Here is a 25,897-nt window from a genome sequence, read left to right on the forward strand (position 1 = left end):
GTAGCCCAGCCCATGCCTCAGACCCCTGCTCTTCACGTTGCCATTATCGGCGGCGGCCCCACCGGGCTGATGGCTGCTGAAGTCTTGAGCCAGGCAGGCGTGCGCGTGGACCTGTACGACGGCATGCCCTCGGTGGGGCGCAAGTTCCTGCTGGCGGGGGTGGGCGGCATGAACATCACCCATTCCGAGGCGTACCCGGCGTTCCTGTCACGTTACGCCGAGCGCGCGCCGCATATGGCGCCCTTGTTGCGTGGGTTTGGTGCCGAAGCGTTGTGCGAATGGATTCATGGCTTGGGCATCGAAACCTTTGTCGGCACCTCTGGCCGCGTATTTCCTACCGACATGAAAGCTGCCCCCCTACTGCGTGCGTGGCTCAAGCGCCTGCGCGATCAAGGCGTGGTTATCCACACTCGCCATCGCTGGACCGGCTGGAATGCCCAGGGTGATTTACTTATCCACAGCCCGGATGGCGAAAAAACTGTCCACAGCGAGGCAGTGTTGCTGGCCCTCGGCGGCGGCAGTTGGTCGCGCCTGGGTTCTGACGGTGCCTGGCTCAAGCTGCTGGAAGACAAAGGCGTGCCTTACATCCCATTGCAACCCAGCAATTGTGGCTTCGAGGTGTCGGCCTGGAGCGAATTGATGGTCAGTAAATTCGCCGGTGCGCCGTTGAAAAACGTCGCCATCGGCTTGGGGGATGACAAGCCTCGGTTAGGGGAATGTGTGGTCACTGCCACAGGTATTGAGGGCAGTTTGATCTACGCACTGTCGGCGCCGATTCGCGAAGCGATCAACCGCGACGGTTCGGCCACGGTGCACATCGACCTGTTGCCGAGCAAGCCGCTGGATAAGGTCCTGGCTGCCTTGTCAAAGCCACGTGGCTCGCGCTCGATGAGCAAGCACTTGCACAGTCAGTTGGGGTTGGATGGGGTGAAAGCGGCGCTGTTGCGTGAGTTGGCACCGGCAGAGCACTTCAACGATCCGGCGCAATTGGCGGTGGATATCAAGGCGTTGCCGTTAACGCTGGTGAAGACGCGACCGATGGATGAGGCGATCAGCACTGCGGGCGGCGTGCCGTTTGAGGCGTTGGATGAGCGCTTGATGCTCAAGCAATTGCCGGGGGTGTTTTGTGCGGGGGAGATGCTGGATTGGGAAGCGCCGACGGGGGGCTACCTACTGACGGGATGCTTTGCCAGCGGATGGGCGGCTGGGCGTGGGATGTTGGAATGGCTTAAAGGCAGTTGCAAGCTGCAAGCCTAGAGCTGCAAGCAAGAGCAGCGTCGTGCCCACTTGCAGCTTTTGGCTCGCAGCTCATAGCGGCTCTATTTCTTCTTACGCGGCCCAGTATTAAACACAGGCACCTTGCGCACCGGCTTGATCGAAGGCTCCACCGGCGCTGCATCCCCGCTGTCCACCCACTTGCCCAGGTTGCGCTTACCGCCACCACCCGACGTTTTAGGCTTCTTCGGTTTTTTCGGCTTCTTCACCACTTGCCCGCTGGCATCGGTGTCCGGCACGCGGTGCTCCGGTTCGAAATCCTGCTCAATATGCCGGCTCAGCGTCTGACGCGTCAGCATCTCAATGGCCGACAGCATGTTCACTTCATCGGCGCACACCAGGGAAATCGCTTCACCGGTATTGCCCGCGCGACCGGTGCGGCCGATGCGGTGGATGTAGTCCTCAGCCACGATTGGCAGGTCAAAGTTGACCACCAGCGGCAGGTCTTCGATGTCCAGGCCACGGGCCGCCACATCGGTAGCCACCAGGATCTGCACATCACTCGATTTAAAACGGTCCAGCGCACGTTGGCGAGTGGCTTGCGGCTTGTCGCCATGGATACCATCGGCATTGATACCCAAGCCTTGCAACTTATCCACCAGCGCATCCACGCCGTTACGGGTCTTGGCGAACACCAGCACCTGCTTCCAACGGCCTTTGCGCATCAGGTGCACAAACAGCTCTGCCTTACGCTTCTTGTCCACCGGCACCACCCATTGCTTCACAGTGTTGGCGGCGACGTTGCGCGGGCTGACTTCGATGGTCAGCGGGTCGTTGAGCATCTGCCCGGCGAGCTGGCGGATCTCATCGGAAAAGGTGGCGGAGAACAGCAGGGTCTGGCGCTTTTTCGGCAGCATGCGATAAATGTTGGCAAGCTCTTCGGAGAAGCCCAGGTCGAGCATGCGGTCGGCTTCGTCCAGTACTAGGGTTTGCAGCTGGTTGAGTTTCAGCGCGTTCTGGCGGAACAGGTCGATCAAGCGGCCAGGCGTGGCGACCAGGATGTCGACGCCTTTGCGCAGCTTCATCATCTGCGGGTTGATGCTCACGCCGCCGTACACGGCGTAAGTGGTCAGCGGCAGGTTTTGCGCGTACTCGGCAACGCTGGCGTGAACCTGTTCGGCGAGCTCGCGGGTTGGGCACAGGATCAGCGCACGCGCCGAGTTGGCAGCGACTTTCGGCCCTTCCATGGTCAGCAACTGCAGCAGCGGCACGGCGAAACCGGCGGTCTTGCCGGTGCCGGTCTGGGCCGCGGCCATCAGGTCGCGACCGGCCAGCACCGCCGGAATGGCTTGCGCCTGCACCGGCGTCGGGGTCTGGTAGCCAAGCGTCTCAAGGGCGCGCAGCAAGGGTTCGATCAGGCCAAGTGTGGCGAAAGTCATGTGTTTACCGTAGGAAAAATTCAGCGCACTGCGCGTAATGCGCGGCAGTTTACCTTATTTCCGGCTTGGGCTTGCGCCACTGGGGCAGGCTGATCAATAGCACCGCGCTGATAATCACCAGCATCGCGAGGGCTTCTTCCATGCCAATGGTCTCGCCCACGAATACGATCCCCAACAACACCGCCACCGCCGGGTTGACGTAGGCATAGCTGGTAGCCGCCGCCGGGCGTACATGCTTGAGCAGGTACATATAAGCGTTAAAGGCGATGATCGAACCGAACACAGCCAGATAGGCCAGGGCCAGCCAACCTTCAAGCGGTGGCATAGCCTGCAGGCGCTCACCGGTCAACACGCTGCCGATCAACAACGTGACGCCGGCCACCAACATTTCTGCGGCACTGGCCATGGCCCCTTGAGGCAGCGGCAAGCGCCGGCTCCACACCGAACCAAATGCCCACGAAGCGGCAGCAAATAACAGCAAGGCAGCGCCCGTTGGGCTCGATTGCAAGGTGCTGCCCATGTTGAGCATGGCGATGCCGATAATCCCCAGGACCACCCCGGCCCATTCCAGACGGGTATTGCGCGCGCCCCAGAAATAGCCACAGAGCAAGGTGAACAACGGCACGGTCGCCACGGCCAGTGCGGCAACACCGGACGACACACCCGAGTGCTCGGCCAACGTCACCGAGCCGTTGCCGAAAGTCAGCAGCAAAATGCCGATTTTGGCGGCGGCCTTCCACTGCTCCCAGGTCGGCGCCGGCGCCCCGCGCCAGCGTAAATAGCCGTACATCGCCGCGCCCGCCAGCAAAAAGCGAATCCCACCGAGCATCAACGGCGGCCAGTACGCCACGCCAATCCGGATCACCAGGTAGGTAGACCCCCAGATCACATACAACGCAAAAAAGGCGGCGATCAACGGTAAGGGAAAGCGACGTGGGCCAGGCATTGGGCAGCTCTATGGCAGGTGTAGGGAGGCTTATTCTAAAAAAGCAGGTCGATAAACATAAGTTACAAAACCTGTTTAAACCGCCTATACACTTTTCAAAGCATGGTTATCAGCGCTATAAGCCATGTTTTCGAAAGCCACGCGTTACCGGAGCCTTATCATGGACAAATACGACCGCCTGCTCCTCAGCGCCCTGCTCGAAGACGGCCGCGCCTCCTACGCGCAACTCGCCCGCAAGGTAAACCTCTCCGCCCCCGCCGTCGCTGAGCGAGTGGCCAAGCTCGAAGCCAGTGGCGTGATCACCGGTTATCAGGCCAAGGTGGACCTGTCCAAAGTCGGCTTGCCGATTCAATGCGTGATTGAGCTGCGGCTGACTAACCATGGCAGCCAAAAGACCTACGACGCCCTGGCGCAAATCCCTGAGCTGACCGAGTGCCATCGGGTGACGGGTGATCCATGTGTGATCATGCAAGCGGCAGTGGGCAGCATGCCCGAGCTGGAAAACCTGATTAATCGGGTAGCGAAGTTCGGGTTCAGCAAGACCTCGATCATTTTGTCGAGCGCGATAGAGCGGCGGGTGCCGTTGGGGCAGTTGGAGCGGGTCGGGAAGAGTGGTGGCTGACCCACCGCCATCGCGGGCAAGCCCGGCTCCCACCGTTGAAATGCATTCCAACTGTGTGTGTGGCTTGCCTGCGATGACGTAAGTTGCATCAATGCACCTTTGAGCCCTCAACAATCAAATCGACAATCTGCTTGATCGTGGTGATGTGATCCCAATCTGCCTGTGTCGCTTGCAGCTTGAACTGCCACTTGATCTGCATGACAAAGCAGGTCAAATCGTCATCAATGATCTTGAAGTCATGAATGAAATCCGTTTGCTCTGTCACTTGGCTGCGGTCGATGAAGCCAATGATATCGACGAACAGTTGGATGACCTTTTCGCTGATCTCGGCCCTCATTTGGCTAACTCTCTTTTTTTCTCCCCCGATATACGAAGATGTACCAGAGGGCTGTTCTAAATGGCCAGCAAGACCACTCCCTTTCACTTGCGGGAAGTTTCCGAGCGAGCTTCAACCCCTTGCTCCGCAAAGACTGCACCACTAATCTGCCCCACGTCATCGGCCCCTCGATGACCGGAAGTGCAAGCCGAAATTGACGGAAGGAGCGAGTCAAATACTCTGGAGTTCTGAACATGATCAAAGCAACTTCCACATCGAACGCAAACTTCCTCAGCGAAGACGCCCTGCTCAATCGCCGAGCCATCGACTACTACCTCAAAGCGTCCGCCCCGGATGCGCCCAATTTTATTCTGAATGACAACCTGAGCGTCGAAGATGCCCTGGCCCATGCGGCTGACTTGCTGCATTGCGCGGTGGAGACGGTGCAGGATTCGGGTGAGGTACTGAGCGCGCAGCAGCGGGCGGTGATGCATTTGGTGGGGATGGCGAAGGGGGTGGTGGATCGGGCCCTGGAGTGTGTACAGCCTTGATGAGCGCCGCCTAACTAAATGTGGGAACGGCGGTGCGACGATTCGACTTGCTCGCGAAGGCGGTGTATCAGTCAATTTATTCGGCGACTGACACACTGCATTCGCGAGCCAGCCCGCTCCCACATTTTGACCTTCAGTGTTCTTGGGATTGCGGCGGGTTTAGAACCCGCGATGTTTCTTCAGGTGCTCATTGATCTTCGCCGCCGGCACTTTCTGCAAGGTGCACAGCAGTTCGTGGGACAGTTCGCGCAGGCCGTGGGTGCCGCGCAGTTGCTGGGCCAGGTGCGCGGTGAGGTTAGCGGCCATCTCGGCATCCGCCATCGCCCGGTGAGCCTTGCCGGTGTGGGGCAGTTGGGCAAAGGCGTTGAGCGTGCCAAGTTTGTGGTTGGGCGCGGTGGGCATCAAGCGGCGAGCCAGCAACAGGGAGCAGGCAAATTTCTGCAGGCGGGTGCGGCGGATCAGGCCCAGCTCGTAATCCCAGAATTTTTGGTCGAACGCGGCGTTGTGCGCCATCAACGGCGTGGTGCCGACGAATTCGTTGACCTCGTTCATCACCCGCTCCGCCGGCGGTGCGCTGCGCAGCATGGCGTTGCTGATGCCGGTGAGTTGTTCGATGAAACCGGGGACGCGCACGCCTGCGTTCATCAGGCTCTGGTAGCGGTCCACGATCTGGCCGCGTTCGAGGATAACCACGGCGATTTCCGTAGCGCGGCAGTGGCTGCTCGGGGTGATGCCAGTGGTTTCAAAGTCGATGACCGCTATACGTTCCAAACCTGTTCCAACTCCGTCTAACAATTTATTAAGCCGCAGCGCTTATTTGAGCAACAACGCGCCTTCGATGGGTACGTAGCGACTGGCAGCGCGTATCAGTGAGTTGGCCGTCAGCCCCGGCACGCCGTAAGCCACGGCTTCAACGCCGTGCTTGTGGATGATGCGGTCGAGCAGCATGTCGAAATCACCGTCGCCGGAGGCCAGCACGATTTCGTCGACGTGGTCGGCGGCGTCCATGATGTCGAGGGTGATGCCCACGTCCCAGTCGCCTTTGGCCGAGCCATCACTGCGCTGGATGTACGGTTTGAGTTTTACCGTAAAGCCGAGGTTGCGCAGGATCTGCTGGAATTGCTGCTGCTTGCTGTCGCCGCGGTCGATGGCGTACGCATAGGCCTCGACAATCTGCCCCCGCGAGCTGATGTCAGCCCACAGGGCGGCGTAGTTGAAGTGGCAACCATAGGCCTGGCGGACGGTGTAGTAGAGGTTTTGCACATCGGCGAACACTGCAATTTTCTTCACCGCACTTCCTCATGACAGCCAGGCGCCAGCGCCCGGAAAGGCTGCCAGTATGCCAGCCGCGAGAACGTTTCCGGGAAAAATCAGACCGGGGCGACGAAGCACCCCGGTCACGGTGTGTCAGACGAAGGAATCGTCGTCGCCGAAGGAAGAGGAATCGTCGGCGTAATCGCTGTCGGCAAAGCTGTCCGAGGCGTTGTCGTTGCCCCAGCTGTCATTGCCGGCAAACTTCTGGTCATCGTTGCCCCAGTTGCCGTTGTCACTGGCAGGCGCGGGCTCTTCGCGGATGATTTCCTCGACGACTTGCGGCTGTTGTGAGTTGTGGTTGAACAGGCTGCTGATGCCCTCTGCCAACATCACACCACCGGCCACACCGGCAGCAGTTTTCAACGCACCACCGAGGAAACCACTGCCAATTGGAGAGGCTGGCGCTTGCTGTGGCTGTTGATAATTCGGCTGCGGGGCGCCGTAGTTTTGCTGCGGCGCAGGCTGGCCAAAGGAAGGCCGCGCCGGTTCACGCCAACCGCCGCTGGAAGAGGCTGGCGCGCTCTGTGCCGGTTGCGAATCACGTGAACCGCCTCCGCCAAAGATGCTCGACAAGAAACCACCGCCACCCGAAGCGGCGGGTGGCGCGGATTTGGCCCGTTGCAGCTCATCCTGCAATTGCTGGATCTGCTGCGCCTGTTGTTTGTTCTGCGCGTCGAGAGTCTTGAGCGCGTGTTCCTGCACCAGGATCGACTGGGTCATGAAGTACCCGGCCGCCGGTTGGCGAGTCATGTGCTCCTTGATCCGCGCTTCGGCCTGGGCGTCGCGGGGGGCTGAGTCCGTTTCGGCTTGCTGCAACCGTGAAAACAGTCCATCGATCAGGGTTTGCTCTTCGCTGTTCATGGCGACCTCGTTAGATTGCCGGTAGAAATCGTGGTCTCGCCTTTAATCAGGCGCCGTCTTAGTTATGGGGGTGTTACGAGTTGTTTCAATGGTCTTTACTCAAGGTTTACGTTTGCGTACCGCCAGCCTTGATCGGTTAAAGTGTTGCCCTTGCTTTCAGGCCTGCGATGAACTTGATGAATCCGTTAGACGTATTGCGCGACTCCTTGCGTTTCACCCGACACAACCTGGGCGCCATCGTCCAGTTATGCTTGCCGCTGGTGATTCTCGAAGCCCTGCTGCAACAGGTGCTCAACCACATGGTCGGCCCGGACGCGTTCCCCGGTTACAGCGTGGTGGTGGGGTTGCTGGTGTACCCGCTGTACACCGGCGCGTTGATTCTGTTCCTGGATGCCCGCACCCGTGGCGAGTCGCCGCGCACCCAGGATGTTTGGGCCATGGCCCTGACCCTGTGGCCGCGTTTCGCCCTGCTGACGGCCATGAGCACGCTGCTGATTCTGCTGGGGCTGTCGCTGTATTTCCTGCCGGGCCTGTGGCTGATGGTGGTGCTGGCGTTCGCCGAGTACTTGCTGGTGCTGCGCGGCATGCCGGCGCTGGAGGCCATGAAGGAAAGCTTCCGCCTGACCCGTGGGCATTTCTGGCGAATCCTGGTGTGCCTGCTGTGCGTGATGACACCGTTGTGGCTGCTCAAGGGCGCCAGCGTGGCAGCCTATCCAGAACCGGCGCCATTGCTGGGCCTATTGATAGACAGCGCCCACAGCTTCCTGCAACTGTTTACCAGCGTGGTGCTGTTCCGTTTATTCATGTTGATCGGTGGCGATGCCGACGCGCGGTGATATGCTCCTTGCCACTCCTGAAACGCTATAAGCCGAGCCGATGACCCGTTTATTGCGCATAACCTTGCTGGGCCTGTTGATCATCGCAGGCCTGCTCACCGCACTGATCTACAGCCTGACCTGGCGCCCCGAGGCCAAGGAAACCCTGCCGGTGAGCTGCGTCGCGCCGCGTGCACCAACGCTGCTGCCAGGGCAGGCGCTCAAGGTCATGACCTGGAACGTACAATACCTGGCCGGCAAGAATTACGTGTTCTGGTACGACACCGCCGATGGCAGCGGCCCCGATGATCGCCCCACGGTTGAAGACATGGCCGCCAGCCTCGACGAAGTGGCGCGGGTGATTCGCGACGAAAAACCCGACATCCTGCTGCTGCAGGAACTCGACGAAAACGCCAAGCCTTCCCACTACCAGGACCAGCTCGCCCTTTTGCAGGAACGCCTGGTCGACCTCTACCCTTGCAGTGCCCAGACGTTCGACTGGAAAGCCGACTTTGTGCCAAACCTGCATATCTTCGGCAGCGTCGGCCGCAAATTGGCGACCCTTAGCCGCTACCAGATCGAACACGCCGAACGCCTGCAATTGCCGGCGCCCGAGGCCAATATCCTCAGCCGTCAGTTCCGACCCAAACCGGCCTTGCTGCTGACCTACCTGCCGCTCAGCGACGGCGGCCAACTGGCAGTGATCAACACGCGCCTGGACGGCGCTGCCCCCGGACGCAGCGCGGTGCAGGAGCAAGTCAAAACCACGGTCAAACTGCTGGACAGACTCGAAGGCCGTGGCACGCCCTGGCTGATCGGCGGGGATTTCAACCTGCTGCCCCTGGGTCAATTCCTGCGTTTGGACGCCGGTAAGCGCGGGCAATATTCGCCGGACAGCGAGCTGCATATGCTGTGGGACAAATACCCGATGATCCCCAGCAACAGCCAATCCAGTGGCATCGACCGTGAGAAATGGCTGACGCACTTCCCCAACGACCCAAGCCTTGATGGCCCGGATCGCACCCTGGATTACCTGTTCTACAGCTCGCGGATCAAACGCGTGGAAGCGAAGGTGCGCCAAGACGATACTTTGCGTATTTCCAACCACCTGCCGGTGATCGCCCGCTTCCTGCTGCCTGCCGCGCAATAACCCCTAGGGTTTCAACACCTGGGCCCGCAGCGGCTTAAGCCACTCAAGGCTTTCAACCGTGGTGCCGGATGGGCGGTACTCACAGCCGATCCATCCTCGGTAGCCACGCTGCTCCAGCGCCGCGAACAAGGCGGCAAAGTCCATGGTCCCGGTGCCCGGCTCATGACGACCCGGGTTGTCGGCGATTTGTACATGGACGGTCCTGTCGTAAAACTGCGCCAGCACCCCGGCTGCGTCGCCGGTCAAAAGCTGGGCATGGTAAAGATCCAGAATCAGCCCGACACTCGTAAAGGTTTCCAGCACCTGTTGCGCCTTGCTGAAGTCAGACATGTAATAGCCGGGCATCGCCTGCGGGCAGATCACTTCAATAAGCGCGCGCAAACCCTGATCTTCGAGGTACTTGACCGCGTATTCCAGGTTACTGACGTAGGCAGGCGCGCTCTCATCCTGGGGCGTGGTCACGCCAGACATGATGTGCACATCCGAGCAGTTCAGCGCCTTCGCATAGCGGGCCGCCTCGCGCAGCCCATCGCGAAATTCCTGCTCCTTGCCCTGCAAGGCAGCGATGCCTTTGGTAACACCTGCCGGCGCTGCGAACTGAATCAACGGCAGGTTGTATTGAGCCAGGTGATCGGCGAGCAGGCTGGCGTCAAATTCATAGGGCGATGGGAACTCCACCGCCCTGAAACCGGCAGCGGCGGCGGCTTCGATGCGTTGCAGAAAAGGCAATTCGTTGAACTGGAAACCGAGGTGAGCATTGAATTTGAGCATGGGTAACTATCCATCCTGGGAATAAACAAATCATCAGCCTGGAGCCTCATTCGCGGCTCCAGCGCCACGCTATTGAAAGTGGTCAGTGCAAATACTCATGCTCTTCGTATGGTATTTTCCCACTCCAGTGCGGTGGGGGCATCTGCCCCGACGGGAACGGACTGAAGCTAACCATTCGGAATAAAACCTGTGATCAAGAAAGACCTCGCCCTGCAGTTGGCCCCACGCGTCATCGACATGGTTCGCGCCCGTTCGATGAAAGCCGGTGAGCCCTTGCGCGAGCAGACATTTGCGCAAGCGCTCGGGGTGTCGCGCTCGCCGATCCGGCGGGTTTTTGCCTTGCTCGCCGAGTGGGACCTTGCCATTCAAGAGCCCAATCGTGGCTATTTCCTCAAACAAGGTGCCGGGCAGATTCAGGAAGCCGCAGTCCCTTGCGCCAGCGATCCGTTCGAGGACTTTTACCTTCGCGTGGTCGACGACATTCTGAGCGGAGAAATACCTGCGCACTTTTTCGAAGCGCAGTTGTTGCGACGCTATGAGGTGCCCCGGGGGCAGTTGCTCAAGGTGCTGAACCGGTTGGCCGGCGAAGCCATGGTGGAGCGTAAGCCAGGCCAAGGGTGGGGCCTCAAGGACTTCGTGCATAACACGCAGGCGCATATTCATAGCTACCGTTTCCGGATGGCCATCGAACCGGCGGCGCTCCTTGAGCCCGGTTATCAGGTCAATCACGCCGCGTTTGCCCAGGCCAGGCAACAGCAACAGGCCTTGATCGACGGCGAGATCCAGACCTTGTCCCGCGCGCAACTGTTCCAGCTGGGGGCCCAGTTTCACGAAATGATCGTGCAGTGCTCCGGCAATGTTTTTTTCATCGACGCCATACGCCACCAGAATCAGCTCAGGCGCTTTATGGGCTACAAGGCCAACATTGATCGCACGCGTCTTAAGGCGCAATGCCAGGAACACATCCATTTGCTCGACCTCATCGAGTCTGATCGGCGTGAAGAAGCCGCACAGTTTCTCTGGCGCCACCTGGATCAAGTCGGCCGACTCAAGACTGATCAACGCGCAGTGCCAGAAGAAAGCCAAATCTAGAACGCGTCACTGGCTCCCCGTCAGTGCCGGAACTTCGCCATCACCGCGCCCAATAACGGGCCAAGCAGCCTAGCACAATTGTTTCTGATCAAAACAGAATACAAAAAAATCACCAAACAGTTAATTTTTTCACTACATATTGTATTTCGTTACAACAATAGGCAATCATGCGCGCCGCTCGGACTCGGATCCGTATCGAATCGCACAGGGATGGTGGCCATGAACGAAAGGACGTTGGGTAGTGCAGCGGGAGTCTCAAACCTCCTGTTCGGGGTGTACAACACAGTGGTTGCCCTGCTTGGCGTGATGCTGGCCTATAAAGGCGGCGTGCTGATGGCCGCGGGCGGGTCACCCTATTACGCGATGATGGGCACCGCGCTGTTGTTATCGGCCATCCTCTTGGGCCTGAAAAAGTCCTTGGGCCTCTACCTTTATGGCGCAGCCTCTGTGGCCACCTATGCCTGGGCGGTGTGGGAGTCTGGTTACGATGGCTGGGCCTATATTCCACGCCTGGCCTGGCTGGCGGTTCTCAGCGTGCCGTTCCTGGCGTTCTGGCCCGTAGTACGGCGTGATTTTGCCAACGTCAGAAAAAGTCATTACTTCACCATTATGGGTGTGCTGCCGCTGGTGATGGGGGCTACCATCCTGGTGCCGCTGTTCTACCCGAAAAGCGTTCACCTTGCCGACTCGGCGCACGCCACCACACGCCCCGCCGCCGCCTTCAGCCGCAGTACCGTCGCCTCTCCAGACGGCAATATTGCCGCGTCACACACCGAGACCAACTGGACCGCCTATGCAGGCTCCAACCTGGGCAACCACTATTCAGCCGCGTCGCAGATCACGCCTTCAAATGTGTCGGGCCTGGTCAAAGCCTGGGAATACCACCACGGCGACGTGAAGCAACCCGGTGAGAAAACCAAGTACTTGAACGAAGCCACGCCGATCAAGGTGGGTAACTCGCTCTACACCTGCACCCCCAAGCAAATCATCATTTCCCTGGATGCCACCACTGGAAAGGAGAACTGGCGATTCGACTCCAAAGTCGACCCGGACTACTTCGCCAATGGCGGCGCCTATTGCCGTGGTGTCTCTTATTTCGAAGTCCCCAATGCCAGTGGCTTGTGCGCCTCGCGCATCATTTGGGGCACCAATGATATTCGCCTCGGCGCGGTAGACGCCCTGACCGGCCAGGCGTGTCCCGACTTCGGCAACGCAGGCTTTGCGGATTTGAAAGACGGGCTGGGCACTTTCAGAAAAGGTTCGACGGGTATCACGTCTGCTCCTCTGGTCATTCGCGGGGTGGTGATCACCGGTGGCCGAGTACTCGACTCGGATGTGCGCCCTGCCCCCTCGGGCGTGGTGCGCGCCTACGATGCAGTGACCGGCAAACAGAAGTGGGCCTGGGATTTGGGCCGGCCAGACACCAATGCCCCCGCGGGTAACAACGAGACCTACACCCTCAGCACCCCCAACTCGTGGGCACCGCTGTCGGCCGACGATGAACTGGGCCTGGTGTATGTCACCACCGGCAACGCAGCGGGCGACTTCTATGGCGGCACCCGCACAGCACAAGAAGACAAGTTCAGTTCGTCACTGGTCGCACTGGACGCCACCACCGGTAAGGTCCGCTGGCACTTCCAGACAGTCCACCATGATCTATGGGACTACGACCTGAGCCCGCAACCCAGCCTGATTGATTTTCCGACGGCTGCCGGGCCACGCCCGGCCGTGATCCAGGCGACCAAATCCGGCCAGTTGTTCGTGCTTGACCGCGCCACCGGCGAACCACTGGTGGATGTCGTGCAAGCTCCTGTCCCACAGGGCACCGCCCCGGGAGACTACACCGCAGCCACCCAGCCACTGTCCCCTGGTATGCCGAGCACCATGGGGCGCCCATCGAAAACACCGGAAGTACTGACCGAAGCCAATGCCTGGGGCCTGACGCCTTTCGATCAGATGCAATGTCGCCTCGAATTTCGCCAGGCACGCTACGAAGGGATCTTCACCCCGCCGGTCGTGGGCCAGCAAAGCCTGATCTTCCCCGGCCATCATGGCGGCTTGAACTGGGGCGGTGTGATGGTCGACCTTAAGCGAGGGCTGCTGATCATCAATAACCAGCGCCTTCCTTATATGCAGGGGCTGGTGCCGCGCGAACAACTCGACGCCATCAATGCCAAGTCGTTCCAGGAGTCGCCGGGCAACGCCCAGGGCTTCCGCGTCCAGGCCGGGCTACCTTACGGCGCGATTAAAGACCCGTGGATGTCATCCCTTGACCAGCCATGCATTGCGCCACCCTGGGGCTTTATCTCCGGTATCGACCTGCGCACTCGCGATGTCGTGTGGAGCCGCCCGTTCGGCACAGGCTATGACAGTGGACCTTGGGGGATCGCCTCCAAGATGCGCTTCGAAATCGGTACGCCAAGTGATGCAACGGGCGTGACAACCGCTGGCGGTGTGACGTTCATCGGCGCCGCTATTGACCGGTTCATGCGGGCTTACAACAGCGAAAGCGGTGAGCTGCTCTGGGAAGAACGCCTCCCGGCAGGCAATCAGGCTTCGCCCTTGACCTTCATGAGCCAGGGTCGACAGTACGTGGTGGCGGTGGTTGGCGGTCATGACCGAATCCCAACCAAGTTAGGTGACAGCATCATCGCCTGGGCCCTGCCTGAGCAGTAAATCGAGTGCTGTAAGAGAGGCTCGCCATGAGCGTATCGGTGGGTAAAACATATACATGTTCTACCCCCCTCAGTCATGGCGTAGTTTCTGGCACGTATCGCATCACTTCAGAGTGATGACAGGCTAATGACTTATCGCAGGAAGTTTATAAGTAGCGGCCATCATTGCTGCCCTTTATTCACGTAGCAATACCCACTTCTACGCCAGATTCAAAGCGCCTGACTCTCTCAGCGCGCTCGCAGGCGATTGCGCCCGATTTACTCACCCGGTGAGAAGCCTGCGCATCGATATATATGCTTTACGTTTTATAAAATTGGATAGGAATTAACAATGCTCGAACTTTCTGATGGTTTGTATCTATTGGTGGGCGTCAGTTTTATTACGTCATTCATGACGGCTGCCATTGGCGTGGGCGGCGGGATTGGACTGCTTGCGGTTATGCCTCAATTTATCCCCATCTCTGCGGTTGTACCGGTTCACGGCTTGATTCAAATGGTCAGCAACGCCAGTCGATTCGCGTTTGACTTTAAAAGTGCGAAAGTGGAAATCCTGCCTAAATACGTTATCGGCTGCCTGGTCGGCGCGTTCATCGGTTACTTCTTCATCGGCAAATTTCCCGAGCAATATTTATCACTGATTCTCGGCTTCTTCATCCTGGCCATCACCTGGACCAAGATCGTCGCACGCCTGGGTTTTATATTTAAAAACTTTGCCCTGGTGGGCTTTTTTCAAACCTTCCTTTCACTGTTCGTGGCCGTAACCGGTTTGATATCGCAGCCCATCCTGATGAAGATGAATATTAATAAAAACGAAGTAATTGTCACCCACGCCATGCAAATGAGCGTACTGCACGGGCTCAAGGTCGCCGCCTTTGTTATTGCAGGTTTTGCGTTCATGGATTACGCCAACCTGATCATCATCATGATTACCGCCTCTACATTGGGTTCGTACTTGGGCGGCTTTCTCAGAGACCGTATATCGCAGCGTGTCGGCGCAATGCTGTTAAAGGCAGGGGTGACGTTTTTTGGTTTGAAGATGATCTTCGATCATTTTTTCAACGGCCTGTAAAAAGTTCTTCCAATAAAACAAGGAGCGTGAAATGAGCACACGTAAGTTTGATTTTTTTGAAACCAAAGAAATCTCGACGTTTCTGAAAGAGCATGGATATTGCGTTATCAAGCCTCAAGACCACTCTCTGGAAGCCTTTAGAGAGACCGCCGGCAAGTTCGGGCTGATTCAGTTTCATACCAAGTCCGATGAACACGGTGTGGTGGGCGGTGGCGAGCCGATCAACAAGGACTGGCAACGCTTCAAGGATGATTATCATGGCGAACTGTCGAGCGATTTTTTCCCGCATACCGATGGGTCATTCTTGAATGGCATCGCCTACGTAGAGGGCACTGCGAAAAAAATCACGCCACCCAAATTCGTCATTCTCCAGTGCGTTTCAAAGCCTGAATTTGGCGGCGACAACTTCCTGGTGGATGGGCAGAAAATCTACAATGACCTGCTTGCCCATCACGCTGACACATTAAAAATATTGATGACCAGCGGCAGTGTCACTTACTGCCGCGACGATTTGCTGTCCATCGATTGCGCAGTCTTTGAAAAAATCGATGACGAAACGTTAAGAATTCGCTACCGGTATGACAGCACTGCGTTTATTCCCGAATGGGCCAGCGCGGCGTTTAAATACATCCAGACCCACTACTCCACCAACGAGCGTTACATTACCCCCATCAGCCTTGAGCCAGGGGACATTCTGGTGATGGATAACCTGCGTGTCCTGCATGCCCGGCATAAATTCATCGATGGCAACCAGCAGAGAAAAGTAAGAAGGCTGTGGATCGCTGATGACGCGAGCACCACATTCAAGAACATCCTGGATCAATCCCCGGTACGCAGGGCCATGCTGCCCTTTCAGAACTACAATGTTGCCCAGTCTGAAACCGCCGGGCATTCGTTCATCGAGTACACCTGTGGCATCCACACCCAAACGAGCAAATCGTTGCCAAACGCGCATAAGCAATTTGACAGTGCGCTTGAAGCGCTTTAAGCCCTTCAAGACAACCACCTTGCTCTGATTCAACGCTTTCAGGTAACCCCCCAGTCATCAAAACGACTGGGGAGTTACTTACATTCAAGGCTTTCTGGGTTTGATCCGGGCCGTAGCTTCGGCCACCAACGGGTCATCCGGCCAGTAATGCTTGGGGTAGCGCCCTTTCAAATCCTTCTTCACCTCGGCGTAGGTACTGCGCCAGAAGTTCGCCAGGTCTTGCGTCACCTGCACCGGCCGCCGCGCCGGGGACAGCAGGTGCAACTTCACGGCCAGGCGCCCGCCAGCGATACGCGGGGTGTCTGCCAGCCCGAACAATTCCTGCAAACGCACTGCCAGAATCGGCGGCTGTTTGCTGTAGTCCAACCGCACTGACGAACCCGACGGCACTTTCACGTGCTGCGGCGCCAGTTCGTCGAGGCGCTGCGGCAGCGGCCACGGCAACAGGTTGTGCAGGTAGCTGGAGATATCCAGGTTGGCGAAATGACTCAGGCGCGAGACTTTGCCCAAGTAAGGCATCAGCCAGTGTTCAAGGCTGGCGAGCAAGGCGCTGTCGCTGATGTCGGGCCACTCGCTGGTGTTGCCGGCGTCGAGTTGGCGCAACAGCATCACACGGGCTTGCCACTGACGCAGTTCCGGAGTCCAGGGCAGCAGTTCCAGGCCTTTGCGGCGCACCAGGTTGACCAGCGCCTGGCTGCGGGCGGATTCGTCGAGGCCGGTCAGGGGTTCGCGGCTGAGTACCAACTCACCGACTTTGCGTTGGCGCTCGGCACGCAAGACGCCTTCGCGTTCGTCCCAGTCGAGTTGGTCAACATTGCGCACTTGCTCGGCCAACACCGTGTCGAACAACGCCGGATCAAAATCCGCCGCCAGGTAGATGCGTTCTTCACGCTGGCCCTGGCGGCTGCCCAGGTCGGCGATCACCAGCCAGGGCTGTTTCATCAGGCTGTCGGCCTCGGCGAACAACGCGGCACGGCCATTGGCCAGACGGTATTCGGCGCCACCGGAACGGCGTTGCTGGGCGACGCGGTCCGGGTAGGCCAGGGCGAGCAAGGCGCCGAGCCAGCGTGGGTGATCGGGGTCAGCCACCGGTTGCGTGGCCTTGCCTCTCAGGTAGCCGCGATATTGACGGGCCAGTTGCTTGGCGCGCTGCACGCCGCCTTGCGTGCCACGCGCACGTTCTTCGCCGGACAACAGCGCCAGGCGGCTGTGCAAATCCGCGCCGCCCCCGCGCAAGATGTCGCGCTCACCCAGCAAGGCGGCGACATCACACGCCGTCGCCGCAAGCCCCAAGTCCTGCCCGCGCAAGAGTAAATGGGCGATACGCGGATGAGCAGGTAACTCGGCCATCTTCTGGCCGTGCGCGGTGAGTGTGTCTTCATTCATGGCGCCCAGGCGCATCAGCAAGTCCTGCGCCTGGGCATACACAGCGGTCGGCGGTACATCCAGCCACACCAGCTGTGTAGGCGTGACTCCCCAGCGTGCCAACTGCAAGGCCAAACCCGCCAGGTCGGCGGCGAGGATTTCCGCGCTGCCGTAAGCAGCCAGGCCTTCATGCTGGTCCTCGGACCACAAGCGATAACACACGCCCGGCTCCAACCGCCCTGCCCGGCCAGCTCGTTGCGTGGCGCTGGCGCGGGAGATGCGCTGGGTGTCGAGGCGGGTCATGCCGCTGCCCGGGTCGAAGCGCGGCACGCGGGCCAAGCCGGCGTCGATCACCACGCGCACGCCATTGATGGTCAGGCTGGTCTCGGCGATGTTGGTGGCCAGCACGACTTTGCGTTTGCCGGCGGGCGCGGGATCGATAGCAGCGCGCTGAGCGTTCAAATCGAGTTCGCCATGCAGTGGGCACAGCAGCACATCGGTACGATCACCCAGGGCGTCGGCCAGTTGTTGATTGACCCGCCGAATCTCCGCCTGCCCCGGCAAGAACACCAGCACGCTGCCGGTTTCGTCATGCAGGGCTTCAAGGATGGTCTGCACCAGGCGCGGCTCGATAAATTCACCCGTCTGATACGGCCGCCCCCAACGCATCTGCACCGGGAACATGCGCCCTTCACTGCGCAGGATCGGCGCGTTCTCCAGCAGGCTGGCGAGGCGCTCGCCTTCGAGGGTGGCGCACTCAGTGACATGGCTAATCGCCTCGGCACTGTTTGCGGGCGCCGGTCAGGGCCTCGGCCAACTTGGAGGTCTGACACTTATCGCTGACAACGTTCAGAGCGAACGTAGGGCTGAGGCAAATGCGGTGTTTAACATGGGGGGCTACATACCTGCTGGCTCAATCCCCGTTCTGACCGGCTACCTCATCGACTACTTCGGGCTGGATACCGGGATTACTTTCTTGGCCGGAATAATTGGTTGCTTGGGATGCCTCGCCCTCACCCAGCTACACAAGCATCATGCAGCTAAAGCCATGCCTTTGAGCTAACGTAAGTGAGGATTTGAGGGTTTAGAACCGGAGCTTGCCTATCGTAAGCCGTTATCAGCCCTGCCGTAGCCGGATTGGTATTGCTATTCGGTAGTTTCCAGTCAACGGGGGGGATGCAGACCTCATGCAGGTTGGCTCTTACCCTTCGCCGCTACAGCTGATACTTCTACTCTCACGCCGGAAACTCCCAAGCTTGTAACCCTAATCCCCGCGTGCACTGGGCAGGACTTTTTGAAAAACTGCCTGTAGGTCGCATCGAAGCCTGGGCGATCTTCTGGGTTAATCAAGTAAATGGTCAGGTGAAGCACTCGATCCAGAGAGCTGCCTGACTGCTCTAGGGCCACCTTGAGTGACCTCAGAGTGCACTCGCTCTGAGCGGTGATGCTGCCTAGCTCAACCGAACCGTCCTCGCGCAGGGGAATTTGGGTGGTGAAAAGTAGGTCTCCGTAAACCGCCACATTTGAAGTAACCGAATCCATGGCCTTGCCTTGCACTGAGATCACATCGTCTTCTTTCATGAAATCAACTACAGCTCGTTGCAAACAAAAAGAGATAAACACTGGTGTGAAGCAGTGCCTATCCAAAACGAAGGCTTTACCCAACCCAGCCTGCGTGGGCCTATGAACCTGAAATTCTCAATTACTCCGCTGCAGTCGCGGCGATCTCGACCAGCATGTCAGCAGTGCGAACGCGGGCTTCAACCGTCGCACGCGAAGGAGTATGTTCACGGTCTACCCATTCCGCCCAGACCTCGTTCATTGCATCGAAATCGCGAGCAATGTCTTTGAGCCAAACCGACACACTTACCAAGTGAGACTTGTCCAGCCCCATGGCTTCGAGCTGCTCGTCAATCTTCTTCAGAACCTGACGGGTTTGGCTGGACACATCTTCATCATGTTTCTCCGCAGTTTGACCACCGATAAACACGAAGCCGTTGGCACGAACAGACTTACTCATGAGTTCGTTATGTTCGATACGCTGAAAATTGGCCATGGTACAACTCCTATCAATCACAAAATGTGTGACCAAAACGTTTCAGATCAAAAGGCTTTAGATCCACGGGCGGTTCTCGTTCAGCAATCAGTGCCGAAACGCATCGGGCTGTGATTGCAGATGTCATCAGGCCGTTATGGCCATGCCCGAAGGCATAATAGAAACCAATGCCTTGCTCCACCTTACCGATAGCCGGCAAGCCATCTGGCAGCGCTGGACGAACGCCCATCCAAGGTTGGGCATCGTCAGAGTTGAGCCCTGGCAGGTATTTCTCAGCCAAGCCCCTTAACATCAACGAACGTTTCATATCGGGCGGGGAATCCGCAGCGCAGAACTCGGCGGTGCCAGCTAGGCGCAAGCCGTGCACCATCGGTGTGGCGGCAAAATAGGGCTCTCCGAACACCACGGGCCTGTTGAGCTGAACGCGTGGGGCGGGGATCATCAAATGGTAACCACGCTCGCTGACCAACGCCTTCCTGTAGCCGTATCCATTAAGCAGCTCATCCGAAGCATGGCCTGCACACAGCACGACCTTCGAAGACTTCAGTCGTGAACTAGAGAGGGTAATCTCCCACTGATCAATACCTATCTGACGCGCGTTTTTCACCCTATCCTGAACAAAGCGAGCGCCGGAACGCTTGAGCTGCTCCAGATAGAGAAGACCCAGACCCTGGGGGTTGCTGCAACGGCCCGAGTGAGTAAAGTGGATTGCCCCGGTAATGTCCCTGGCGAGCGCCGGCTCCATTTCCAGTGTTTTTTGCCGAGTGAGCGTCTCGACTTCTACACCATAATCTCGCCATACCGGGATCGACTTCTGCTTTGCCTTGAATGCCTCCTCGGTGCGATACACGATTAAGCCACCTTCCGTGCTTAAGAGATGGCTGGCATTTGCCTGCGCTGCCAACAAAGCCAGGCTCTCCTGAGATCGAGTGATCAAGCTCGACAGCGCATTCACATTTATAGCGTATGGCGCTGACCTCAGGGCAGAAACAGCCCGCAGCGACCAAGGCATCATTTTGCCAAGGTAGGAAGGCTTGATTACCAGCGGCCCTTCCTTGTCCAGAAGCAGCTTTGGCAGTTTAAGAAGGAGGTCGGAGGTAGCAGGCGGAAAGATGTTCGCCTGCGACAAATACCCCGCGTTACCCGCCGAACAACCTTGCATGGCAGGAGATTGATCGACCACCGTCACCTTGTAGCCATCAAGCTTCAGCTGCAGCGCAATGGAGAGCCCAACAATACCCGCACCGATGACAATTACGTCATTGGATATCGCAGATGCAGAAGTCTGCATAACAATGATCCTAGTGAGCGCGGAGGTCTGAAATGAATGCCTTGGCCCTGGGGTGTTGGGGAGCAGAGAAGAATGTGACAGGATCATTCTCTTCTAGGATCGCGCCCTGATCCATGAACCAGATCCGGTCAGCCACGTCGCGAGCAAACCCCATCTCATGCGTGACACACATCATCGTCATCCCTTCTTTGGCAAGCGCTTTCATGACGTTGAGAACCTCACCCACCATTTCTGGATCCAATGCACTGGTAGGTTCGTCGAATAGCATCACAGGAGGATTCATTGCTAATGCTCTTGCAATCGCCACACGTTGCTGCTGCCCACCAGATAGTTGCTGCGGAAATGCGGAGGCCTTATGCGCCAAGCCAACTCGATCCAATAACTCCATCGCGTTCTTTTTCACTTCGTGCTTGCTATGGCCACGGACGGTGATTGGTGCCAGGGCCACATTGTCTAAAGCCGACATGTGCGGAAACAGGTTGAATTGCTGAAACACAAATCCGACTCGAGTCCGGAACTCATTCAGATCTAGCCCCTTGGCGTGAACATTCTGGCCGTCCAGGTAGATTTCACCTCGTTGAATCTCTTCAAGGCGGTTGATGGTTCTGATTAACGTCGATTTACCAGAACCTGACGGCCCGCAAATTACAACCACCTCACCCTTTTTTACTTCAGCATTAACATCAACCAAGGCTTGATATTCGCCGTACCACTTACAGACTTTGGAGAACTTGATCATCGACTTTGCTCCGATTGTTACGGGCTATACCAAGGCGCTTACGGGTGACGCGCCGCTCTAGTGCCTGCGCCAGTTGGGTGAGGCAAAAACATACGGAAAAGTAAACCAATGCCAAGATCATGAAGACCTCAAATGGCTTGGTCAGAAGCTGGGTGTTGATCTGGTTTGCAGAAAAAGTCATTTCCTGCACGCCGATCACATAACCCAACGATGTTTCTTTAATGGTCGAAACGAATTGGCTGATCAGACTCGGCACCATGTTGTATAGCGCTTGCGGAAGGATGACCTTGATCATGGTTTTCCAGTAGCTCAGCCCCAAAGACCGAGCGGCTTCAGTTTGCCCCTTAGGCAATGACTCGATACCTGCTCGTACAACCTCTGAAAGGTATGCCGCTTCGTACACAATTAACGTGCAGAGAAGCGCTGTGAACCCACTAATCGAGCGCCCTACCATCAGAGGGACAAGGAAGTAGCTCCAGAAAATCATCATCACTAGAGGTAGCCCGCGTACTACATAAACAATCACAGTTGCGGGCACTCGAAAGATCTTGAACGGTGATACTCGGCAAAGCGCAAGGATCACGCTCAACGGAAACGATATGACCAGACCCAGCACCGATAAAATTAGCGTGAGTACCAGACCGCCGAGAGCACCTTGGGGATATTGCCCTACCAGAATTTGTTGCCAATATACTTCGATGACTTCCCACATGGCTCATCTCTCCGGGATACGCGAACGATGAGAAACATAACTGCCGAGTCCCATTAGGCTCAGAGACACCACCAGATAGAACAAAGTGGCGATCAAGTAGGCCTGGAACGTCATAAAGGTCTGGTTCTCAATGTCTCGCACAGCGTAAGTCAGCTCTGCTGCACCAACCGCCATCGCCAAACTGGTATTTTTGAAGAGCAGCACCGTGTGGTTGATGAATGGCGGAGCGCAAATGCGTAAAGCTTGAGGCAGAATCACATGGCGCATGGACTTTAAGTAGCTCATACCCAGCGACCTTGATGCCTCGTGCTGGCCATGAGGAATTGCACGCAAACCGCTACGGATATCCTCTGAAAAATAAGCTGCCATACAGAGGCCGATTGCGATTGCGGGGTAGATGAACTCGTTACCGACTTCTCCCAAATAATCTTGAAACCCTAAAGGCAAGATGTTTGACATACCGAAGTACCACAGCAGAATGTGAACCAGCATAGGAACGTTCTGCTGATAGGCTACATAAAGTGCAACTACTTTCTGACACAGGATGTTTTTTGAAACTCGAACTATTGCCAGCACTGTTCCCAGAATCACAGCAAGCACCCAACTAAACAGGGTAAGGCCTAAGGTGATCAGGACGCCTTGCCATAATAGGGAGCCATACGGTGCCTGAAACAATGACAAAAAAGACGTCAGGAATGTATGCATGAGGAAACTCCGGTTTGGGCTGACCTATGCCAGCCGAAACTTTAGGAATAGTGGATTCAAGGCGTGATTGGCTGCACCTTGAACTTTCGCTCCATTCCGTAGATCGTTCCTTTCCCCATCCACTTATCGAAAATCTGGGCCGCTTCACCCGACGATTCCATTTCATCAAGCGAGTTGTTCACAGCTGCCAGGAGCGTAGGCTCGCCTTTCTTAACACCCAAGCCCCACGGCTCCTGACCAATCGGCTGATCAAGAACCAGGATTTTCGCGTTGTCGCCCAGCTTGGCGATGAATCGACGGAGCATGACTTCTGTGATTCCGAAGCCATCCACCTTGCGCTGAGCCAAGGCCATGAAGGCCGATGGGGCGTCGTCGTAGCTGATGATTTTGGCGCCCGGAATCGCTTTCTGAATCATAATTTGAGTGCTTGAACCCTTGATCGAGCTGACACGCTTGCCGTCCACGTCGGCAAGGGTTTTGAACTGCGAGCTCTCTTGAACAGCAAGCTTTTGCTCACTCAAGAAATAACTGCGAGAGAAGTCGACTTGCCCTGCTCGGGCTGGCGTATAACCCAACACAGCAGCTAGCACATCTACACGGCCTTGGTTGAGCTCCGGGATACGCGCATCGAGAGAAAGCTGGCGAAATTCTGCCTTGACGCCAAGTTTCTTGGCGACACTGTTGCAGAAGTCGACGTCATACCCGACCAGCTCCCGGCTCGAGGCATCGATGTATCCGAACGGCTCCAAGGTACTAAGCACTCCACATACAAGAGTGCCGCGCTCTTTAATGTCGGCTAGCTGATCAGCCTGTGCATGTATGCAGGAGCCAATAAGCACAGCGGTTAGGGTGAACAGGCCTATCTTCTTGATTTTCATGATGATCCTCGCTTTTTGTGGTGAGCAGTTTGAAAAAAAGTCGCTCGAGCTGTTGTTTTCGAGGTAGGGCTCGTGTGGGTATGAGTTTTACAGGCGGCTCCCTCGGAGGCATAGTGATAATAGCGAAACAAAAAATATTCCAAAATGAGATGCTTTTATGCAGATGACCTTCAAGCAGCTCGAAGCGTTTATAGGGGTCGTTGACCAAGGAACCTTCGACGGCGCGGCTCGGCATCTCAACCTGGCGCAGTCGGCAATCTCTCGCCAGATCAGTGAACTTGAGGAGTGGTTCGGCTTTGAATTATTTGACCGCAAGGGCAGATCAGCAAAGCTGAACGCGCTTGGGAGGGAGGTGGCAGAGCAAATCAGATTAGCGCTGCTCAAAAGGGATGTTTTCGACGCCTGCCTACTGAGCAATGAGGTGCTCACCCGTAAGCTGCGTATCGGTATCACAGAGCTCACTGCCTTGACATGGTTGCCCAACCTGGTAAAGGCCGTTGCGCAGGAGTATCCCCGAGTAGCAATCGAGCCTGTAGTTGACCTTGGCTCAAACTTGAAGGATCAGCTTGCAGCAGGTCGGCTTGACATCGCGGTTCTTCCTGACGCTTACCTCCATGAGGGGTTGATACACATCAAACTGCATAGCGTGCACAACAGCTGGTACTGCTCACCCGATATAGCACCTGTTGATCGAGTGCTCGATGCCAGGGAAATCCCCTCATTTACCCTGCTCGCCCAAGGCAAGCTGTCAGGCGCGGGCATCATGGTTGCCGAATGGCTCAAAGCACTGAACATAGGTTCTGGCCCTCAGATACCTTGCAACAACTTGGTCGCCGTTATCGGTCTGGCAATATCGGGTCTAGGCATCGCTTACATTCCCGACATAGTCGCAGCGCCCTATGTGAGAAGCGGGCAGCTGGTAACCCTCATGGTCACTCCCAAGACACCAGACATCCCCTATGTAGCCCTCGCCCGCGCCGACTCCTTCGGCCCCTTGATACGCCGTATCACTGAGATAATTTCTAACATCTGCAAACAAAATACCGCCATAAGTTTCCGTTTCCCCGCCCAAACCCAGGAAGATTTTTGAATGGCCAACGTCAAGCAGATCGAGACCTTCTACTGGACACTCAAACTGGGCACGCTGCAGGGCGCAGCTGACAAGCTGTTTATCACGCAATCAGCCGCTACGAAGCGCGTACGTGAACTCGAGAAGCAGTGTGCCCATCCACTCTTCGAGAAGAACGCCCAGAAGTCATCTCTTACGCCAAAGGGAGAGGAGTTACTACTGGCCGCTGAAGCGGTGCTCGAGAGCCTAAAGGGACTGGAGGACTTAAGGAGCTCTGCTCGCCGGACTATGCGCACTATCAGGATCGGCATCACGGAATTGATCGCGCTGACTTGGTTCTCACGGTTCGTTGAGCATCTGAATAGCGTGTACCCAAACGTCTCACTTTTTCCAGATGTAGATCTCTCTGCCAGGTTGCAGCAAAAAATGTTGACCGGAGAACTTGATCTGATTGTGGTACCGAGTGACTACGTGACCGGTGAAATGGAATCAGTTTTGGTCGACTCGGTCGAGTTCTCATGGCTCGCACCACCAGGTTCCTTCTCGGAGTGTATGCCGCTACCCCTAAACTCCCTGGCAAAGCTTCCGGTCATCGTACAGGGCCCCCTTTCAGGCATCACAACCCGCTGTCAGCACCTTTTTGCTCAAGCCGGCATCGCCTACCAGACAGTTTACGGAAGCAACAGTTTGTTTGCGCTGGCAGCACTCATTCGAGCAGGAGTTGGGGCGAGTTGCATTCCTCGGGGATTGTTTCAAAAACAGATCGAGAATGGCCTCTTCCAAGAAGTGATTTTGGAGACCGGCAACGACCGCGTGGACTACCATCTCGCGTTTTTGAAACATGACCATGGCGCTCTGGGCTATCTGCTGGGCAACTTAGCGCGTCAGTGTGCGGATTCCACGGCCATCCGGCCACCTATTCCATAAACATCCGGCCACTGATTCCAAGATGATCCGGCCACCCATTCCACGCTCATCCGGCCACCCTTAAGGCAGGCAGCAACGCAGGATTAATTCACTACCATCGACCTCTTTTATCGAAGCAGAGAGGTCGTCGTGGAGCGTTTATCCATGCGTAAAATCCGAGAAGTGCTACGTCTCAAATTCGAGGTCGGCCTATCTGCCCGCCAGGTCGCTGGCAGCTTGCAAGTAGGCCGAGCCAGCGTCGGTGAGTACCTCAATCGCTTTGCTGCCAGCGGCCTGACCTGGCCCTCTGCGCTGACTGACGCCGAGTTACAACGGCATCTTTTTCCGCCGC

The 25,897-nt window shown here is 57.1% G+C and carries 26 protein-coding genes and 2 pseudogenes; 13 read left to right on the forward strand and 15 right to left on the reverse strand.

The window, feature by feature from the left end; genetic code table 11:
* Positions 1–12: 12 nt before the first annotated feature.
* Positions 13–1,257, forward strand: coding sequence for a TIGR03862 family flavoprotein (locus tag AACY44_RS19265; RefSeq protein WP_339427986.1), 1,245 nt, complete (start codon positions 13–15; stop codon positions 1,255–1,257).
* 62 nt (positions 1,258–1,319) lie between these two features.
* On the opposite strand, the gene AACY44_RS19270 is transcribed toward AACY44_RS19265, so the two are convergent.
* Positions 1,320–2,654 carry a DEAD/DEAH box helicase gene (locus AACY44_RS19270; RefSeq protein ID WP_339530872.1) on the reverse strand — a complete coding sequence of 445 codons (1,335 nt, stop codon included), beginning with the start codon at positions 2,652–2,654 and terminating at the stop codon, positions 1,320–1,322.
* A 49-nt stretch (positions 2,655–2,703) separates the two neighbouring features.
* The gene (yedA, locus tag AACY44_RS19275) at positions 2,704–3,600 is read right to left on the reverse strand and encodes a drug/metabolite exporter YedA (RefSeq protein WP_339530874.1); all 897 of its coding nucleotides are present in this window, start codon (positions 3,598–3,600) and stop codon (positions 2,704–2,706) included.
* A gap of 160 nt (positions 3,601–3,760) precedes the next feature.
* Between yedA and AACY44_RS19280 the strand changes: the two genes are divergently transcribed.
* Positions 3,761–4,222 (forward strand): Lrp/AsnC family transcriptional regulator, encoded by a 462-nt coding sequence (locus AACY44_RS19280; protein WP_339530876.1) that lies wholly within the window; start codon positions 3,761–3,763, stop codon positions 4,220–4,222.
* An 88-nt stretch (positions 4,223–4,310) separates the two neighbouring features.
* Here AACY44_RS19280 and AACY44_RS19285 read toward each other — a convergent pair whose 3' ends face one another.
* Positions 4,311–4,559, reverse strand: coding sequence for an acyl carrier protein (locus AACY44_RS19285; RefSeq protein ID WP_339427992.1), 249 nt, complete (start codon positions 4,557–4,559; stop codon positions 4,311–4,313).
* A gap of 233 nt (positions 4,560–4,792) precedes the next feature.
* Between AACY44_RS19285 and AACY44_RS19290 the strand changes: the two genes are divergently transcribed.
* Complete coding sequence (locus AACY44_RS19290) at positions 4,793–5,089, forward strand: DUF6124 family protein (protein ID WP_339530878.1); 297 nt, start codon at positions 4,793–4,795, stop codon at positions 5,087–5,089.
* A gap of 159 nt (positions 5,090–5,248) precedes the next feature.
* On the opposite strand, the gene AACY44_RS19295 is transcribed toward AACY44_RS19290, so the two are convergent.
* The 3 genes from AACY44_RS19295 to AACY44_RS19305 form a co-directional block, all read right to left on the reverse strand.
* On the reverse strand, positions 5,249–5,860 hold the full coding sequence (locus tag AACY44_RS19295; RefSeq protein WP_065873654.1) for a 3'-5' exonuclease: 612 nt from the start codon (positions 5,858–5,860) through the stop codon (positions 5,249–5,251).
* 42 nt (positions 5,861–5,902) lie between these two features.
* The gene (locus tag AACY44_RS19300) at positions 5,903–6,379 is read right to left on the reverse strand and encodes a LabA-like NYN domain-containing protein (protein ID WP_065873655.1); all 477 of its coding nucleotides are present in this window, start codon (positions 6,377–6,379) and stop codon (positions 5,903–5,905) included.
* 117 nt (positions 6,380–6,496) lie between these two features.
* Complete coding sequence (locus tag AACY44_RS19305; protein ID WP_339530880.1) at positions 6,497–7,264, reverse strand: DUF2076 domain-containing protein; 768 nt, start codon at positions 7,262–7,264, stop codon at positions 6,497–6,499.
* Between the two features lie 176 nt (positions 7,265–7,440).
* Here AACY44_RS19305 and AACY44_RS19310 point away from each other — a divergent pair, with 176 nt between their 5' ends.
* Entirely contained in the window at positions 7,441–8,100 is a 660-nt protein-coding gene (locus tag AACY44_RS19310; RefSeq protein ID WP_339416881.1) for a YciC family protein, read from the forward strand.
* Positions 8,101–8,140: 40 nt separating this feature from the next.
* The gene (locus AACY44_RS19315; protein WP_339416883.1) at positions 8,141–9,229 is read left to right on the forward strand and encodes an endonuclease/exonuclease/phosphatase family protein; all 1,089 of its coding nucleotides are present in this window, start codon (positions 8,141–8,143) and stop codon (positions 9,227–9,229) included.
* A 3-nt stretch (positions 9,230–9,232) separates the two neighbouring features.
* On the opposite strand, the gene AACY44_RS19320 is transcribed toward AACY44_RS19315, so the two are convergent.
* Complete coding sequence (locus AACY44_RS19320) at positions 9,233–10,000, reverse strand: hydroxypyruvate isomerase family protein (RefSeq protein ID WP_339416884.1); 768 nt, start codon at positions 9,998–10,000, stop codon at positions 9,233–9,235.
* 189 nt (positions 10,001–10,189) lie between these two features.
* Between AACY44_RS19320 and AACY44_RS19325 the strand changes: the two genes are divergently transcribed.
* The 4 genes from AACY44_RS19325 to AACY44_RS19340 all read left to right on the forward strand — a co-directional run bounded on the left by AACY44_RS19325 (position 10,190) and on the right by AACY44_RS19340 (position 15,824).
* Positions 10,190–11,092 carry a GntR family transcriptional regulator gene (locus tag AACY44_RS19325; RefSeq protein ID WP_005791674.1) on the forward strand — a complete coding sequence of 301 codons (903 nt, stop codon included), beginning with the start codon at positions 10,190–10,192 and terminating at the stop codon, positions 11,090–11,092.
* 219 nt (positions 11,093–11,311) lie between these two features.
* A complete protein-coding gene (locus AACY44_RS19330) occupies positions 11,312–13,768 on the forward strand; it encodes a membrane-bound PQQ-dependent dehydrogenase, glucose/quinate/shikimate family (RefSeq protein ID WP_339530882.1) in 2,457 nt (818 codons plus the stop codon).
* Between the two features lie 330 nt (positions 13,769–14,098).
* Positions 14,099–14,836, forward strand: coding sequence for a TSUP family transporter (locus AACY44_RS19335; RefSeq protein WP_005791677.1), 738 nt, complete (start codon positions 14,099–14,101; stop codon positions 14,834–14,836).
* Positions 14,837–14,867: 31 nt separating this feature from the next.
* Positions 14,868–15,824, forward strand: a complete 957-nt coding sequence (locus AACY44_RS19340) for a TauD/TfdA family dioxygenase (protein ID WP_339416888.1) — start codon at positions 14,868–14,870, stop codon at positions 15,822–15,824.
* Positions 15,825–15,908: 84 nt separating this feature from the next.
* Here AACY44_RS19340 and hrpB read toward each other — a convergent pair.
* Positions 15,909–17,942: pseudogene (gene hrpB / locus AACY44_RS19345) on the reverse strand (ATP-dependent helicase HrpB); the annotation flags it as partial.
* On the opposite strand from hrpB, the gene AACY44_RS19350 reads away from it, so the two are divergent.
* Entirely contained in the window at positions 17,872–18,252 is a 381-nt protein-coding gene (locus AACY44_RS19350; protein WP_339436758.1) for an MFS transporter, read from the forward strand. The pseudogene hrpB and the gene AACY44_RS19350 sit on opposite strands and share 71 nt — an antisense overlap.
* Before the next feature lie 122 nt (positions 18,253–18,374).
* Here the strand turns inward: AACY44_RS19350 and AACY44_RS19355 are convergent, their stop codons facing one another.
* The 7 genes from AACY44_RS19355 to AACY44_RS19385 form a co-directional block, all read right to left on the reverse strand.
* Positions 18,375–18,770 (reverse strand): RidA family protein, encoded by a 396-nt coding sequence (locus AACY44_RS19355; RefSeq protein ID WP_339436757.1) that lies wholly within the window; start codon positions 18,768–18,770, stop codon positions 18,375–18,377.
* Positions 18,771–18,891: 121 nt separating this feature from the next.
* A complete protein-coding gene (locus AACY44_RS19360; RefSeq protein ID WP_339436756.1) occupies positions 18,892–19,245 on the reverse strand; it encodes a RidA family protein in 354 nt (117 codons plus the stop codon).
* A gap of 13 nt (positions 19,246–19,258) precedes the next feature.
* Entirely contained in the window at positions 19,259–20,536 is a 1,278-nt protein-coding gene (locus AACY44_RS19365) for an NAD(P)/FAD-dependent oxidoreductase (RefSeq protein ID WP_339530885.1), read from the reverse strand.
* A 10-nt stretch (positions 20,537–20,546) separates the two neighbouring features.
* Positions 20,547–21,275, reverse strand: coding sequence for an amino acid ABC transporter ATP-binding protein (locus AACY44_RS19370; protein WP_339436754.1), 729 nt, complete (start codon positions 21,273–21,275; stop codon positions 20,547–20,549).
* Positions 21,250–21,987, reverse strand: a complete 738-nt coding sequence (locus tag AACY44_RS19375) for an amino acid ABC transporter permease (RefSeq protein WP_339436753.1) — start codon at positions 21,985–21,987, stop codon at positions 21,250–21,252. The genes AACY44_RS19370 and AACY44_RS19375 overlap by 26 nt, the downstream gene beginning before the upstream one ends.
* A gap of 3 nt (positions 21,988–21,990) precedes the next feature.
* On the reverse strand, positions 21,991–22,692 hold the full coding sequence (locus tag AACY44_RS19380; protein ID WP_339530888.1) for an amino acid ABC transporter permease: 702 nt from the start codon (positions 22,690–22,692) through the stop codon (positions 21,991–21,993).
* A gap of 56 nt (positions 22,693–22,748) precedes the next feature.
* The gene (locus AACY44_RS19385) at positions 22,749–23,570 is read right to left on the reverse strand and encodes an ABC transporter substrate-binding protein (protein WP_339436751.1); all 822 of its coding nucleotides are present in this window, start codon (positions 23,568–23,570) and stop codon (positions 22,749–22,751) included.
* Positions 23,571–23,727: 157 nt separating this feature from the next.
* Between AACY44_RS19385 and AACY44_RS19390 the strand changes: the two genes are divergently transcribed.
* The 3 genes and pseudogenes from AACY44_RS19390 to AACY44_RS19400 form a co-directional block, all read left to right on the forward strand.
* The gene (locus AACY44_RS19390) at positions 23,728–24,660 is read left to right on the forward strand and encodes a LysR family transcriptional regulator (protein WP_339436750.1); all 933 of its coding nucleotides are present in this window, start codon (positions 23,728–23,730) and stop codon (positions 24,658–24,660) included.
* Positions 24,661–25,566 (forward strand): LysR family transcriptional regulator, encoded by a 906-nt coding sequence (locus AACY44_RS19395; RefSeq protein WP_339530890.1) that lies wholly within the window; start codon positions 24,661–24,663, stop codon positions 25,564–25,566. It begins immediately after the preceding gene.
* A gap of 144 nt (positions 25,567–25,710) precedes the next feature.
* Positions 25,711–25,897: pseudogene (locus AACY44_RS19400) on the forward strand (IS21 family transposase); the annotation flags it as partial.

The organism is Pseudomonas sp. RA_15y_Pfl1_P11 (genome assembly GCF_963970975.1).
In the GTDB taxonomy this organism is placed as follows: Bacteria; Pseudomonadota; Gammaproteobacteria; order Pseudomonadales; family Pseudomonadaceae; genus Aquipseudomonas; species Aquipseudomonas tritici.

What these genes read in the sequence shown, in the direction of transcription:
- AACY44_RS19265 (WP_339427986.1), top strand. Translation starts at nt 13, where the DNA reads ATGCCTCAGACCCCTGCTCTTCACGTTGCCATTATCGGCGGCGGCCCC.
- AACY44_RS19270 (WP_339530872.1), bottom strand. Translation starts at nt 2,654, where the DNA reads ATGACTTTCGCCACACTTGGCCTGATCGAACCCTTGCTGCGCGCCCTT.
- yedA (WP_339530874.1), bottom strand. Translation starts at nt 3,600, where the DNA reads ATGCCTGGCCCACGTCGCTTTCCCTTACCGTTGATCGCCGCCTTTTTT.
- AACY44_RS19280 (WP_339530876.1), top strand. Translation starts at nt 3,761, where the DNA reads ATGGACAAATACGACCGCCTGCTCCTCAGCGCCCTGCTCGAAGACGGC.
- AACY44_RS19285 (WP_339427992.1), bottom strand. Translation starts at nt 4,559, where the DNA reads ATGAGGGCCGAGATCAGCGAAAAGGTCATCCAACTGTTCGTCGATATC.
- AACY44_RS19290 (WP_339530878.1), top strand. Translation starts at nt 4,793, where the DNA reads ATGATCAAAGCAACTTCCACATCGAACGCAAACTTCCTCAGCGAAGAC.
- AACY44_RS19305 (WP_339530880.1), bottom strand. Translation starts at nt 7,264, where the DNA reads ATGAACAGCGAAGAGCAAACCCTGATCGATGGACTGTTTTCACGGTTG.
- AACY44_RS19310 (WP_339416881.1), top strand. Translation starts at nt 7,441, where the DNA reads ATGAATCCGTTAGACGTATTGCGCGACTCCTTGCGTTTCACCCGACAC.
- AACY44_RS19315 (WP_339416883.1), top strand. Translation starts at nt 8,141, where the DNA reads ATGACCCGTTTATTGCGCATAACCTTGCTGGGCCTGTTGATCATCGCA.
- AACY44_RS19320 (WP_339416884.1), bottom strand. Translation starts at nt 10,000, where the DNA reads ATGCTCAAATTCAATGCTCACCTCGGTTTCCAGTTCAACGAATTGCCT.
- AACY44_RS19330 (WP_339530882.1), top strand. Translation starts at nt 11,312, where the DNA reads ATGAACGAAAGGACGTTGGGTAGTGCAGCGGGAGTCTCAAACCTCCTG.
- AACY44_RS19335 (WP_005791677.1), top strand. Translation starts at nt 14,099, where the DNA reads ATGCTCGAACTTTCTGATGGTTTGTATCTATTGGTGGGCGTCAGTTTT.
- AACY44_RS19340 (WP_339416888.1), top strand. Translation starts at nt 14,868, where the DNA reads ATGAGCACACGTAAGTTTGATTTTTTTGAAACCAAAGAAATCTCGACG.
- AACY44_RS19350 (WP_339436758.1), top strand. Translation starts at nt 17,872, where the DNA reads ATGCGCCCTTCACTGCGCAGGATCGGCGCGTTCTCCAGCAGGCTGGCG.
- AACY44_RS19355 (WP_339436757.1), bottom strand. Translation starts at nt 18,770, where the DNA reads ATGAAAGAAGACGATGTGATCTCAGTGCAAGGCAAGGCCATGGATTCG.
- AACY44_RS19360 (WP_339436756.1), bottom strand. Translation starts at nt 19,245, where the DNA reads ATGGCCAATTTTCAGCGTATCGAACATAACGAACTCATGAGTAAGTCT.
- AACY44_RS19365 (WP_339530885.1), bottom strand. Translation starts at nt 20,536, where the DNA reads ATGCAGACTTCTGCATCTGCGATATCCAATGACGTAATTGTCATCGGT.
- AACY44_RS19370 (WP_339436754.1), bottom strand. Translation starts at nt 21,275, where the DNA reads ATGATCAAGTTCTCCAAAGTCTGTAAGTGGTACGGCGAATATCAAGCC.
- AACY44_RS19375 (WP_339436753.1), bottom strand. Translation starts at nt 21,987, where the DNA reads ATGTGGGAAGTCATCGAAGTATATTGGCAACAAATTCTGGTAGGGCAA.
- AACY44_RS19380 (WP_339530888.1), bottom strand. Translation starts at nt 22,692, where the DNA reads ATGCATACATTCCTGACGTCTTTTTTGTCATTGTTTCAGGCACCGTAT.
- AACY44_RS19385 (WP_339436751.1), bottom strand. Translation starts at nt 23,570, where the DNA reads ATGAAAATCAAGAAGATAGGCCTGTTCACCCTAACCGCTGTGCTTATT.
- AACY44_RS19390 (WP_339436750.1), top strand. Translation starts at nt 23,728, where the DNA reads ATGCAGATGACCTTCAAGCAGCTCGAAGCGTTTATAGGGGTCGTTGAC.
- AACY44_RS19395 (WP_339530890.1), top strand. Translation starts at nt 24,661, where the DNA reads ATGGCCAACGTCAAGCAGATCGAGACCTTCTACTGGACACTCAAACTG.